This window comes from Pseudomonas sp. BT76 TE3572, assembly GCF_050435365.1.
Lineage (GTDB): Bacteria > Pseudomonadota > Gammaproteobacteria > Pseudomonadales > Pseudomonadaceae > Aquipseudomonas > Aquipseudomonas fluorescens_W.
Map to the genome: position 1 here is coordinate 3,442,605 of NZ_JBNDKE010000001.1, position 12,557 is coordinate 3,455,161.

17 protein-coding genes are annotated in these 12,557 nt (G+C 58.1%); 9 read left to right on the plus strand and 8 right to left on the minus strand.

Annotated features, from left to right (window positions below):
- Window positions 1-85 precede the first annotated feature (85 nt).
- The 8 genes from hisG to ABH912_RS15785 form a co-directional block, all read right to left on the minus strand.
- Entirely contained in the window at window positions 86-721 is a 636-nt protein-coding gene (gene hisG / locus ABH912_RS15750) for an ATP phosphoribosyltransferase (RefSeq protein ID WP_007901570.1), read from the minus strand.
- A gap of 128 nt (window positions 722-849) precedes the next feature.
- Window positions 850-2,115: a UDP-N-acetylglucosamine 1-carboxyvinyltransferase gene (gene murA, locus ABH912_RS15755; RefSeq protein ID WP_033057972.1), complete on the minus strand. Its 1,266-nt coding sequence runs from the start codon at window positions 2,113-2,115 to the stop codon at window positions 850-852.
- A 22-nt stretch (window positions 2,116-2,137) separates the two neighbouring features.
- Window positions 2,138-2,377 carry a BolA family protein gene (locus ABH912_RS15760; protein WP_007901566.1) on the minus strand — a complete coding sequence of 80 codons (240 nt, stop codon included), beginning with the start codon at window positions 2,375-2,377 and terminating at the stop codon, window positions 2,138-2,140.
- A 113-nt stretch (window positions 2,378-2,490) separates the two neighbouring features.
- A complete protein-coding gene (locus ABH912_RS15765; protein ID WP_008150739.1) occupies window positions 2,491-2,796 on the minus strand; it encodes an STAS domain-containing protein in 306 nt (101 codons plus the stop codon).
- Window positions 2,793-3,449, minus strand: a complete 657-nt coding sequence (locus ABH912_RS15770) for an MlaC/ttg2D family ABC transporter substrate-binding protein (protein ID WP_033057977.1) — start codon at window positions 3,447-3,449, stop codon at window positions 2,793-2,795. The genes ABH912_RS15765 and ABH912_RS15770 overlap by 4 nt, the downstream gene beginning before the upstream one ends.
- 11 nt (window positions 3,450-3,460) lie before the next feature.
- Window positions 3,461-3,928, minus strand: a complete 468-nt coding sequence (gene mlaD / locus ABH912_RS15775; protein ID WP_033057979.1) for an outer membrane lipid asymmetry maintenance protein MlaD — start codon at window positions 3,926-3,928, stop codon at window positions 3,461-3,463.
- A complete protein-coding gene (mlaE, locus tag ABH912_RS15780; RefSeq protein WP_033057981.1) occupies window positions 3,928-4,725 on the minus strand; it encodes a lipid asymmetry maintenance ABC transporter permease subunit MlaE in 798 nt (265 codons plus the stop codon). The genes mlaD and mlaE overlap by 1 nt, the downstream gene beginning before the upstream one ends.
- Entirely contained in the window at window positions 4,725-5,534 is an 810-nt protein-coding gene (locus ABH912_RS15785; RefSeq protein ID WP_033057984.1) for an ATP-binding cassette domain-containing protein, read from the minus strand. Before ABH912_RS15785 ends, mlaE begins: the two co-directional genes overlap by 1 nt.
- A 276-nt stretch (window positions 5,535-5,810) precedes the next feature.
- On the opposite strand from ABH912_RS15785, the gene ABH912_RS15790 reads away from it, so the two are divergent.
- The 9 genes from ABH912_RS15790 to rapZ all read left to right on the plus strand — a co-directional run bounded on the left by ABH912_RS15790 (window position 5,811) and on the right by rapZ (window position 12,546).
- Window positions 5,811-6,785 (plus strand): KpsF/GutQ family sugar-phosphate isomerase, encoded by a 975-nt coding sequence (locus ABH912_RS15790; RefSeq protein WP_429511088.1) that lies wholly within the window; start codon window positions 5,811-5,813, stop codon window positions 6,783-6,785.
- Window positions 6,785-7,309, plus strand: a complete 525-nt coding sequence (locus ABH912_RS15795) for a KdsC family phosphatase (RefSeq protein WP_033057989.1) — start codon at window positions 6,785-6,787, stop codon at window positions 7,307-7,309. Before ABH912_RS15790 ends, ABH912_RS15795 begins: the two co-directional genes overlap by 1 nt.
- Before the next feature lie 7 nt (window positions 7,310-7,316).
- Window positions 7,317-7,889, plus strand: coding sequence for an LPS export ABC transporter periplasmic protein LptC (lptC, locus tag ABH912_RS15800; protein WP_033057992.1), 573 nt, complete (start codon window positions 7,317-7,319; stop codon window positions 7,887-7,889).
- The gene (gene lptA / locus ABH912_RS15805) at window positions 7,876-8,424 is read left to right on the plus strand and encodes a lipopolysaccharide transport periplasmic protein LptA (RefSeq protein ID WP_033057996.1); all 549 of its coding nucleotides are present in this window, start codon (window positions 7,876-7,878) and stop codon (window positions 8,422-8,424) included. The genes lptC and lptA overlap by 14 nt, the downstream gene beginning before the upstream one ends.
- Window positions 8,424-9,149, plus strand: coding sequence for an LPS export ABC transporter ATP-binding protein (lptB, locus tag ABH912_RS15810; protein ID WP_033057997.1), 726 nt, complete (start codon window positions 8,424-8,426; stop codon window positions 9,147-9,149). The genes lptA and lptB overlap by 1 nt, the downstream gene beginning before the upstream one ends.
- A 183-nt stretch (window positions 9,150-9,332) precedes the next feature.
- Window positions 9,333-10,826 carry an RNA polymerase factor sigma-54 gene (locus tag ABH912_RS15815; RefSeq protein ID WP_033053633.1) on the plus strand — a complete coding sequence of 498 codons (1,494 nt, stop codon included), beginning with the start codon at window positions 9,333-9,335 and terminating at the stop codon, window positions 10,824-10,826.
- 74 nt (window positions 10,827-10,900) lie between these two features.
- Window positions 10,901-11,209 (plus strand): ribosome hibernation-promoting factor, HPF/YfiA family, encoded by a 309-nt coding sequence (hpf, locus tag ABH912_RS15820; protein ID WP_007941242.1) that lies wholly within the window; start codon window positions 10,901-10,903, stop codon window positions 11,207-11,209.
- A 12-nt stretch (window positions 11,210-11,221) separates the two neighbouring features.
- A complete protein-coding gene (ptsN, locus tag ABH912_RS15825; protein ID WP_008150761.1) occupies window positions 11,222-11,686 on the plus strand; it encodes a PTS IIA-like nitrogen regulatory protein PtsN in 465 nt (154 codons plus the stop codon).
- A 2-nt stretch (window positions 11,687-11,688) separates the two neighbouring features.
- On the plus strand, window positions 11,689-12,546 hold the full coding sequence (rapZ, locus tag ABH912_RS15830) for an RNase adapter RapZ (protein ID WP_033058000.1): 858 nt from the start codon (window positions 11,689-11,691) through the stop codon (window positions 12,544-12,546).
- The last annotated feature ends 11 nt before the right edge of the window (window positions 12,547-12,557 follow it).

Below are 12,557 nucleotides of genomic sequence, written 5' to 3' on the forward strand. Positions count from 1 at the left end.
GAAGCTAACATTCGATCCGCTTGGGCACCTGAGAATTCTGGCTATGAGGCGGATAGACGGCGCGCCTTGCGGTCGCGCAGGTGAATCAGCCGCGGTGTCGAGACTCCACTGCCTTGCGCAGGGTGTCGATCAACGCCTGGATACGGGCGTGCTGCATTTTCATTGAAGCTTTGTTCACGATCAGCCGGGAGCTGATGTCGGCAATGAAATCCTGGGGTTCCAGACCATTGGCGCGCAGGGTGTTGCCGGTGTCGACCACGTCGATGATCTTGTCTGCCAGACCGATCAGCGGCGCCAGTTCCATCGAGCCATAGAGCTTGATGATGTCGACCTGACGGCCCTGTTCGGCGTAGTAACGCTTGGCAACGTTGACGAATTTGGTCGCCACACGCAGGCGGCCCTTGGGCTCGACATCGCCGACACGGCCGGCGGTCATCAGCTTGCAGAGGGCAATTCGCAGGTCCAATGGCTCGTACAGGCCCTGGCCGCCATATTCCATCAGCACATCTTTACCGGCGACGCCCAGGTCAGCGGCACCATGTTCGACGTAAGTCGGCACATCGGTGGCGCGCACGATCAGCAGACGTACATCGGCCTGAGTCGTGGGGATGATCAGCTTGCGGCTCTTGTCCGGATTCTCGGTCGGCACGATGCCCGCTTCAGCCAGAAGCGGCAGGGTGTCGTCAAGGATGCGGCCCTTGGACAGTGCGATGGTCAACATGGGAAACGTCAGTCCTTATCAGGCTACTGATGCCCGGTCGCAAATGGCGCCGGACACACATCGAGCCTGAAACAGGCTCGACTTGAAACGAATTCAACGGGCGCGTCCCTGCGCCCATGCAGCAGAAACTAGCCCGGTACGCGGCGGATCTTGGCGCCGAGCATCTGCAGTTTCTCTTCGATGCACTCGTAACCACGGTCGATGTGGTAGATGCGGTCGATCAGGGTGTCACCTTCAGCGATCAACGCCGAAATCACCAGGCTGGCCGAAGCACGCAGGTCGGTGGCCATGACTGGCGCGCCCTTGAGCTTTTCGATACCGGTAACGATGGCAGTGTTGCCTTCGACCTGGATGTGAGCGCCCATGCGGTGCAGTTCGTAAACGTGCATGAAGCGGTTTTCGAAGATCGTCTCGATCACGGCACCCGTGCCTTCGGCAATGGCGTTGAGGGAGATGAACTGCGCTTGCATGTCGGTCGGGAACGCCGGGTACGGAGCGGTGCGCACGTTAACGGCTTTTGGCCGCTTGCCGTGCATGTTCAGCTCGATCCAGTCTTCACCGCAGGTGATTTCGGCACCCGATTCCTTGAGTTTCTCAAGAACGGCTTCGAGGATGGTCGGATCGGTGTCCTTGACCTTCACACGACCGCCGGTCACAGCAGCTGCGACCAGGTAAGTGCCGGTCTCGATACGGTCAGGCATCACTTTGTAAGTGGTCGGGTGCAGACGCTCGACGCCATCGATGGTGATGGTGTCGGTGCCGGCGCCAGTGATCTTGGCACCCATGGCGTTCAGGAAGTTCGCCAGGTCGATGACTTCAGGCTCGCGAGCGGCGTTAGCCAGAACGCTGCGGCCCTTGGCCAGAGCGGCCGCCATCATGATGTTTTCGGTACCGGTCACACTGACGGTGTCGAAGAAGAAGTGCGCACCGCGCAGGCCACCTTCAGGCGCCTTGGCCTTGATGTAGCCGCCGTCGACGTCGATGACCGCGCCCATGGCTTCGAGGCCACGAATGTGCAAGTCAACCGGACGCGAACCAATGGCGCAACCGCCAGGCAGTGCAACTTCGGCTTCACCGAAACGGGCAACCATCGGGCCCAGCACCAGGATCGACGCACGCATGGTTTTCACCAGTTCGTACGGAGCGATCAGGGTCTTGATGGTGCGCGGGTCGATTTCGACGCTGAGTTTCTCGTCGATCACCGGCTCGATGCCCATGCGACCGAACAGCTCGATCATGGTGGTGATGTCGTGCAGGTGCGGCAGGTTGGCCACGGTCACCGGGCCGTCACACAGCAGGGTTGCAGCCAGGATCGGCAGGGCAGAGTTCTTTGCCCCGGAGATGCGGATTTCGCCATCAAGACGAACGCCACCGGTAATTATCAATTTATCCATAAGAATCTCGACGCCCTTGGGCTCAGGTGCGCTCGGCCCAGGCCGCGCTGCTGAAAAATTTCATAGTGACCGCATGGATGCTGCCATCGGTGATCCATGGGTTCAAATGGGCATAGACCTGCTGCTGACGCTTCACCGGGCTCAACGCCGCCAGTTCATCGCTAATCACGTTCAGCTGGAAATTGCAGCCTTCGCCTTCAACTTCCACTTTGGTGTTCGGCAGCTTTCCTTCAAGGAAGCTCTTCACTTCTACGGCCTGCATGCTCAACCTCAATCGGCGCCCTGTGCGCGCGGGTCGGACATCATACAAAAAAGCCCCGCGCCTGCGAACCCCGCGAAGCAGGACTCTGACGGGGGGCTTCTTTATAGATGCGGTTAGGGATGCGCCAACAGCTCGGTCAATTCGCTGACCTGAGCGATTTCGCGCATGTCTTCTGGCATCCCACGGATGCTCAACGCCTTGCCGGCCGCCTCTGCATCACGCATGAAGCACAGCAGCAGCGACAAGCCGACGCTGCTGGATTTCAACACTGCCGAGCAATCGACCACCAGTGCAGCGGCCTTGCTGGATTTGATCAGCGCCTGCCCCTGCTTGCGCAAGCCAGGGCCGGTGCGGTAATCCAGCATGCCGCTAAGCGTCAGCTCGCCGGATTCGCTCATGCGAATGGCCGATACACTCATTGAGCTTGCGTCTCGGTTGTTTGCTTCTGAGTGGCTTCCTTGGCTTTGGCGACTTCCCCGGCCCAACCATTGATGGTCTTGTCCAGGTCGTTGCCATTGCGCTGCATCGCATCAGCGAACTGATCACGGAATAGCTTGCCGATGTTAATGCCGTTGATGATCACGTTGCGCAGTTTCCACTCGCCATTGATCTTTTCGAGTGTGTAAGACACAGGATAGATCGCGCCGTTGCTGCCTTTGACCGTCATGGCGACGCTTGTACGGTCTCCCGACTCATCCTTGGCAGGGTCGACGACGATTCCCTGATTGTTGTATTCGAGCAAAGCATTGCCATAGAACTGGAAAAGACCCTTTTTGAAGTTTTCTTCAAAGGTCTTCATTTGCGCAGGCGTGGCTTTGCGCGAGTACTTGACCGTCATGATGCTCTTGGAAATGCCCTCGGCATCCACAACAGGCCCGACGATGGTGTCCAGCGCGGTATAAAAGTCTTTCGGATCCTGCTTGTACTTCTCTTTATTGGCCGCCAGATCGGCAAGTAACCGATTGGTGGTGTCCTGCACCAGTTCGTGCGCAGAAGGCGCCGCCACGGCGTTAGCCATCAACGGCAGGGCCGCGAGTAATACCAACAGGCCACGTCGCAAGGTAGAGATCATTTAAAAGCTCCTCATTTGGCGTCTTTACTAACGGTATTGAGCAGAAACTTACCGATCAGGTCTTCGAGTACCAGCGACGACTGCGTGTCGTGGATGGTTGCACCTTCCTTGAGCAAGGTTTCTTCCCCGCCCACGCTGAGACCGATGTACTTCTCGCCCAACAGCCCAGCGGTCAGGATAGATGCAGTAGAGTCAGTCGGCAGGTTATCTACGCGTTTTTCCAGCTGCATGGTCACCCGACCGGTGAAACTGTCGCGATCCAGATCGATTGCCGTGACCTTGCCGATGGTCACACCGGCCATGGTCACTTTAGCTCTGACAGTCAAACCGGCGATATTGTCGAAGTACGCATAAAGTTTATAAGTGTCGGTGGTTGCGCTCGGGGACAGGCCACTCACCCGCAACGCCAGCAACAGCAAAGCCAGGATGCCAGCCAGCAAGAAAAGGCCGACACCGATTTCCAGGGTGCGGTTTTGCATCAGAAATCTCCAAACATCAAGGCGGTCAGAATAAAGTCCAGGCCGAGTACAGCCAAAGAGGCATACACCACGGTCTTGGTAGTGGCACGACTGATCCCCTCGGAAGTGGGCTCGCAGTCATAGCCTTGGAATACGGCGATCCAGGTCACGACAAAGGCGAAAACGATGCTTTTGATGATGCCGTTGAGCACATCGTCTGCAAAGGTCACGCTGTTCTGCATGTTGGACCAGTAGGAACCTTCATAGACACCCAGCCAGTCGACGGCCACCCACGAACCACCCCAGATTCCCACCACGCTGAAGATCATCGCCAGCACTGGCAGGGAAATGAAGCCGGCCCACAGGCGGGGGGCAATGATGTACTTGAGCGGGTCGACACCAATCATTTCCAGACTGGACAACTGCTCGGTGGACTTCATGTTGCCGATTTCGGCAGTCAATGCCGAACCGGCGCGCCCGGCGAACAACAATGCCGTGACCACGGGCCCCAATTCGCGCAACAGCGTCAGCGCAACCATCTGGCCGACCGCCTGCTCCGAACCGTAGCTGGATAGAATATTGAAGCCTTGCAGCGCCAGCACCATGCCGATGAATACCCCGGAGACCACGATGATCACCAGGGACATTACGCCCACCGAATGCAGTTGCTTGATCAGCAAGCTAAAACCGCCGCCAATGCCGCCACGGCCAAGCAAGGCATGAAACAGGAATATCGCCGAACGGCCGAACACCCCCAGCACGTCAATGCCAGAGTGGCCGAACCGGCGAACCCGCTCTATTAGTGAAATCTTGCGCATCAACGCTGCCCCAGAAGATCTGCGCGGTAATCCGTCGCTGGAAAGTGATAGGCGACCGGACCGTCAGGCTCGCCTGTCATGAATTGACGGATGCGTGGCTCCTGCGAGTTCATCAGTTCCTCAGGCGTGCCCTGCCCCAACACCTGGCCTTCGCCGACGACATAGATGTAATCGGCGATGCTCGCGGTCTCGGCCAGGTCGTGGGAGACCACGATACTGGTGATGCCCAACGCATCGTTGAGCAGGCGGATCAGGCGCACCAGTACGCCCATGGCGATGGGGTCCTGGCCGACAAAGGGCTCGTCATACATGAGGATCTGCGGATCGAGGGCAATCGCCCGGGCCAGCGCGACGCGACGCTTCATGCCGCCGGACAACTCGTCAGGCATCAGGTCGATGGCGCCACGCAAACCCACGGCCTGCAATTTGAGCAGGACAATGTCCCGGATCATTTCTTCCGGCAGTTCGGTATGAACGCGTAGCGGAAAGGCGACGTTCTCGAACACATCGAGATCGGTGAACAGCGCACCACTCTGAAACAGCACGCCCATGTGCTTTCGCGCATCGAACAGATCACTGCGCGACAGTTTCGGCAGGTTCTGTCCATTGACCCAGACATCGCCTTTGGTGGGCCGCAACTGTGCGCCCATCAGCCGTAACAGCGTAGTCTTGCCACACCCGGAAGGCCCCATGATGCCGGTGACCTTGCCGCGCGGGATACGTATATCGACGTTATTGAAAATGCTGCGCGTTCCGCGCTTGAAGGTCAGTCCCTTCAGCTCGACCGCGTAGGCTTTATCGGCACTCATCTAATCTCCTTGCGATGCAGCCTCTCACTCGGACGCCTGGCTTTCTGGCGAAAGCACATACCTCCCGGGCAGGCCGAACTGGCGGCGAACTATATCACTGCAAAGGCCAAGCGCCCAAGGCCCAAGCCGGGCCATGTTGAGCAACATGACGGGGTAAAAGCTTCTATTTAGGGGTATTGGGTAACCGGGAATGACAAAGCGCGACGAACTTGCGTGAGGGTTTCGATCATTACCGTTATAATCGCCGCCTTTTCATCAGGCTATACGATTTCTGACATGAGCCAATCCAGCGACCTGATTCAATCAGCACAACGCACCATCCGCCTCGAACTGGAAGCCGTACAAGGCTTGCTGCCCCGTATCGACGCAGATTTCGTGCGCGCTTGCGAGATAATTCTGGCCAGCAAAGGGCGCGTGGTCGTGGTCGGCATGGGCAAATCGGGGCACATCGGCAACAAGATCGCCGCCACCCTGGCCAGTACCGGCACCACGGCTTTTTTTGTGCACCCGGCCGAAGCCAGCCACGGCGACATGGGCATGATCACCCGTGACGACATCATCCTGGCACTGTCGAACTCCGGCTCGACCAATGAAATTGTCACCTTACTGCCGCTGATCAAACGCCTGGGCATTCAATTGATCAGCATGACCGGCAACCCTGACTCAGCGTTGGCGAAGGCTGCCGAGGTCAACCTCAACGTGCACGTCGAGCACGAAGCCTGTCCGCTCAACCTGGCACCGACCTCGTCGACCACTGCCGCGCTGGTCATGGGCGACGCCCTGGCCGTTGCGCTGCTGGAAGCCCGCGGTTTTACCGCTGAAGATTTCGCCTTTTCCCACCCCGGCGGCGCGCTTGGCCGACGCCTGCTGCTGAAAGTGGAAACCGTCATGCACGCTGGCGCACAACTGCCCCAGGTGCAACGCGGCACGCTACTCAAGGACGCCTTGATGGAAATGACCCGCAAGGGCCTGGGCATGACCGCGATTGTGGGGCCTGATGGCAAACTGGCCGGGATCTTCACCGACGGCGACTTGCGCCGCACCCTTGACCGGACCGTCGACATCCACCATACGACCATCGACGAGGTCATGACAGTTCATGGCAAGACCGCCCGGGCCGATATGCTGGCAGCCGAAGCCCTGAAAATCATGGAAGACCATCGTATCAACGCACTGGTAGTGGTGGACAAGGAGGACCGTCCGATCGGCGCCTTCAACCTGTCCGATCTGCTGCGCGCAGGAGTAATGTGATGAGCACCGACCTGTTGCAACGCGGCAAGAACATCAAACTGGCGGTTTTCGACGTCGATGGCGTACTGACCGACGGACGCCTGTACTTCCTCGAAGACGGCAGCGAATTCAAGACGTTCAACACCCTCGACGGCCAAGGCATCAAGATGTTGATGGCAGCCGGCGTGCAGACCGCTATCATCAGCGGCCGCAAGACCCCGGTGGTTGAGCGACGAGCGAAGAACCTCGGTATTCCACACGTGTACCAGGGGCGCGAAGACAAACTGGTGGTACTCGACGAACTTCTTGCCCAACTCAACCTAAGCTATGAGCAAGTCGCCTACCTCGGCGACGACCTGCCGGACCTGCCGGTGATTCGCCGCGTCGGCCTGGGCATGGCGGTGGCAAACGCTGCCAGTTTCGTCCGTGAACATGCCCACGGCATCACCCAGGCCCGTGGTGGCGAGGGTGCCGCTCGCGAATTCTGCGAATTGATCCTGCGCGCGCAGGGCCGCCTCGATGCGGCAAACGCCGCGTACCTGTGAGCCAACTATGCTGAGCAAAAAGTTTCGCAAATTCCTGGTGTTCGGTTGCATCGCAGCGATATTCGCGGCGGTCGGCTACTGGAACATCAGCCCGGAACGCTTCCTCGATAAGCCGGTGGCAAAGATCGATGAAACCGTGATCGACTATTACGCGATCAACGCCCACAGCGTGCAATACCTGCCGGACGGCAAACTGCAATACGAAATGACGTCCGACAAGGTTGAACACCTGAAAGCCACCGAAGTGACACTGTTGACCAATCCCGACCTGAACATGTTTCGCGGCACCGAGTTTCCGTGGCATGTCCAGAGCGAGCACGGCGAAGTGAATCCCGACGGCACTCAGGTCGAACTGATTGACTCGGTGCGCATCACGCGCTTCGACGAGAAAAACCGCAAGACCCTGATTACCACCACCCGCATGACAGTGTTCCCGCAGCAGCAATATGCGCAGACCGAGCAACCCGTTAGAATCGACGGCGCTGGTGGTGTGTCGACTGGCAACGGAATGAAAGCGTATTTGAAAGAAAGCAGGATACACCTGCTATCTAACGTAAGAGGACAGTATGAGGCTCGTTAAAACCCTCCCTATTTTGCTCGGTCTGAGCGCAGCACTGGGAAGCGTGAGCGCCTGGGCTCTGCCGACCGATCAAGCGCAGCCTATCCGCATCCAGGCCGACGACGCCCAGCTGGACGACAAGAATGGCATTGCCACCTATAAAGGTGACGTGATCATCACTCAGGGCTCGATGATCGTTAAAGGCAATACTGTGACCATCACCCGCACCCCGACCGGCGACATCGACGTGGTGACTTCGGTGGGCAACCTGGCCTACTTCGAGCAAATGCAGACCGCTGGCGACACCAAACCGGTTCAGGGTTGGGGAGTGACTATCCAGTACCACGCAGCGCAAAACCGCGTCGTGCTGATCGACAAGGCAAAAGTCGTCGACAAGGACAACAACGTCACTCAAGGCGAGAAAATCGTCTACGACACGGTCAAAAAGCTTGCGAGCGCCGGTCGCGCGACGGGCAACAAGGTCACCGAGTCGCGTCCGCGCATTGACATGGTGATCCAGCCGAAGAAGAAAACCGACGAGCAAAAGGCCCAGTAATGGCAACTCTGAAAGCTCAGCATCTGGCCAAGAGCTACAAGAGCCGCCAGGTCGTGCGTGACGTCAGCCTGTCGATCGACAGCGGTCAGATCGTCGGCCTGCTGGGTCCCAACGGCGCCGGCAAGACCACCTGCTTTTACATGATTGTTGGTCTGGTACAGGCCGATCAGGGGCGCGTACTGATTGACGACATGGATGTCAGCCACCAGCCTATGCACGGTCGTGCGAAGGCCGGTATCGGCTATCTTCCGCAAGAAGCGTCGATCTTTCGCAAACTCTCGGTAGCCGACAACATCATGGCGATCCTCGAGACCCGCAAGGAACTCGACAAGGCCGGTCGTCGCAAAGAGCTGGAAAGCCTGCTGCAGGAATTCCACATCAGCCACATCCGCGACAACCTCGGGATGAGCCTGTCCGGTGGCGAACGCCGCCGTGTGGAAATCGCCCGGGCACTGGCTACCAACCCGAAATTCATCCTGCTCGACGAACCATTCGCCGGCGTGGACCCGATTTCGGTGGGCGACATCAAACAGATCATCTATCACCTCAAGGCCAAGGGCATTGGCGTGCTGATCACTGACCACAACGTCCGTGAAACCCTGGATATCTGCGAAACCGCCTACATCGTTAACGATGGCCAACTGATCGCCGAAGGTGACTCTGCCACCATCCTGGCCAACGACCTGGTCAAGGAAGTGTATCTGGGCCATGAATTCCGCCTGTAAGCACTGAGGTGTCTGGCTGGTTGCCCGGGCGCTTGTCTCGATAAAAATCAACATTTTTTTATTGTTACAGCGCTCTAGGCAAACGCTGCAGTTTCGGGCATATAATTTGCTTATGTTTGGCGCTCCGGCGCCCTGTAGTGGATGGCGCATGTGCGCCGGCGAATAAGGTGTTAAGCCCCTGCCATGAAACCATCGCTAGTCTTGAGAATGGGCCAGCAGCTGACGATGACACCGCAGCTGCAACAGGCCATCCGCCTGCTCCAATTGTCGACCCTGGACCTGCAACAGGAAATCCAGGAGGCCCTGGAGTCCAATCCGATGCTCGAACGCCAGGAAGAAGGCGACGACTTCGATAACGCCGACCCCTTGGCCGACAAAGCCGAACAGCAACCCAACGCTGACATTCAGGAACCCTCCTACCAGGAAACCGCCCCGACGGTTGATAACCTAGAGGAAGGCGACTGGAACGAACGCATCCCCAACGAACTGCCCGTCGATACCGCGTGGGAAGACGTCTACCAGACCAGCGCCAGCAGCCTGCCGAGCAACGATGACGACGAGTGGGACTTCACCACCCGGACATCGGCCGGCGAAAGCCTGCAAAGCCACCTGCTGTGGCAACTGAACCTGGCCCCGATGTCCGACACCGATCGCCTGATCGCGGTGACCCTGATCGACTGCATCAACAATCAGGGCTACCTGGACGAAACCCTCGAGGAGATTCTCGAAGCCTTCGACCCGGAACTGGACATCGAACTGGACGAAATCGAAGCCGTCCTGCACCGCATCCAGCAATTCGAACCCGCTGGCATCGGCGCCCGCAACCTGGGCGAATGCCTGCTGCTGCAATTGCGTCAGTTACCCGCCAAGACGCCTTGGCTGGTCGAGGCCAAACGCCTGGTCACCGATTACATCGACCTGCTCGGCAGCCGCGATTACAGCCAACTGATGCGTCGCATGAAGCTCAAGGAAGATGAACTGCGCCAGGTGATTGAACTGGTGCAGAGCCTCAACCCGCGCCCAGGCTCGCAAATCGAGTCCAGCGAAGCTGAATACGTCGTTCCCGACGTGATCGTTCGCAAGGACAACGAACGCTGGCTGGTGGAGCTGAACCAGGAGTCGGTGCCACGACTGCGGGTCAACGCTCAATACGCCGGCTTCGTGCGCCGCGCCGACACCAGCGCCGACAACACCTTCATGCGCAATCAGTTGCAAGAGGCCCGCTGGTTCATCAAGAGCCTGCAAAGCCGCAACGAAACCCTGATGAAAGTAGCCACTCAGATCGTCGAGCATCAACGCGGCTTTCTTGAATACGGTGACGAAGCCATGAAACCGCTGGTCCTGCATGACATCGCCGAAGCGGTGGGCATGCACGAGTCGACGATTTCACGGGTGACCACGCAAAAATTCATGCATACCCCTCGGGGCATATATGAGCTGAAATACTTTTTCTCCAGTCACGTCAGCACCTCAGAAGGCGGTGAATGCTCGTCCACAGCGATCCGCGCGATCATCAAAAAACTGGTTGCCGCGGAAAATCAGAAAAAGCCGTTGAGTGACAGCAAGATCGCTGGTTTACTGGAGGCACAAGGCATTCAGGTGGCTCGCCGCACCGTCGCCAAGTACCGTGAATCCCTCGGGATCGCGCCTTCGAGCGAACGTAAGCGGTTGATGTAGAGCCACGCCACAGCGTTCCAGTGGCAGGCATTTCTGCCTGCCGCTTTATGCACTGGCAACGAAGGAGAAGCTGTATGCAAGTCAACATCAGTGGACACCAACTGGAAGTGACCGAACCTCTTCGCACCTACATCGGCGAAAAACTCGAACGATTAGAGAGGCATTTCGACAAGATCACCAACGTGCAAGTCACGATGACAGTCGAAAAACTCAAGCAGAAAATCGAAGCCACGCTGCATATTCCCGGCAATGAAGTGGTCGCAAACGCGGAGCATACCGATATGTACGCGGCGATCGACGCACTGACCGACAAGCTGGATAAACAACTCAAAAAGCATAAGGAAAAGACCCAAAGCCTCCTCCAGGGCGCGACCGGTCGTTAACACTCCCAACCCATGATCCGACTTGAAAGCATCCTGACCCCCGGCCGTTCCCTCGTGAACGTGCCGGGCGGCAGTAAAAAGAAAGCCCTCGAGCAAATTGCCAACCTTATCCACAAAGAAGTCCCGGATCTGGAGATGCAAGATGTCTTCGAGGCTCTGATTGCCCGTGAAAAACTCGGCTCAACTGGTTTTGGCAATGGCATCGCCATTCCCCACTGCCGTCTGAAGGGTTGCACCTCGCCCATCAGCGCCCTGATGCACCTTGATGCACCCATCGATTTCGACGCCATCGACGGCGCCCCGGTTGACCTGCTGTTCGTTCTGCTGGTCCCGCAAGCCGCTACCGATGCGCACCTGGAGTTACTGCGCCAGATCGCCAGCATGCTCGACCGCAAGGAAGTGCGCGAAAAACTGCGCAGCGCCCCGAGCAATGAAGCCTTGTATCAGGTTGTCCTGGACGAGCAAAACGGTCATTAATCATGCGCTTGATCATCGTCAGTGGCCGCTCCGGCTCAGGTAAAAGTACCGCACTCGATGTTCTCGAGGACAACGGCTACTACTGCATCGACAACCTGCCCGCCGGCCTGCTGCCGGAACTGGCCGAACGCGCGTTGATTCACACCGAGCTGGCGCAACCGCTGGTTGCCGTATCCATCGATGCGCGCAACTTGCCAAGTCACTTGTCGCGGTTTCCCGAACTGCTGGAAGAAGTGCGCAGCCGGCATATCCAGTGTGATGTGCTTTATCTGGACGCCGACGAAGAAACCTTGCTCAAACGTTTCTCGGAAACCCGCCGTCGTCACCCGCTGAGCAATGCCAATCGCTCGCTGGCCGAGGCCATCAACGATGAGACCGCCCTGCTCGGGCCGATTGCCGACCTCGCCGATCTCAAAGTAAACACCACCAACCTGAACCTGTATCAGCTGCGAGATACCATCAAGCTGCGCCTGCTGAACCAGCCGGAACCCGGTACGGCGTTCCTGGTGGAGTCTTTCGGCTTCAAGCGTGGCATGCCGGTGGACGCTGATCTGGTGTTCGACGTACGCTGCCTGCCGAACCCTTACTGGAAGCCAGAGTTGCGCGATCAATCCGGGCTCGACCAGCCGGTTGCCGAGTACCTGGCGGCACAGCCAGACGTCGAAGAGATGTTCCAGGACATCTCCACCTACTTGCTCAAGTGGCTACCACGCTTCGCCGCCAGCAACCGTGCTTATGTCACCATCGCCATTGGTTGCACCGGCGGCCATCACCGTTCCGTCTACCTGACCGAACGTCTGGGCCAGGCCCTGCAAAAATCCCTGAAGAACGTCCAGGTTCGCCACCGCGACCTCAGCTAAAGGATTCACAC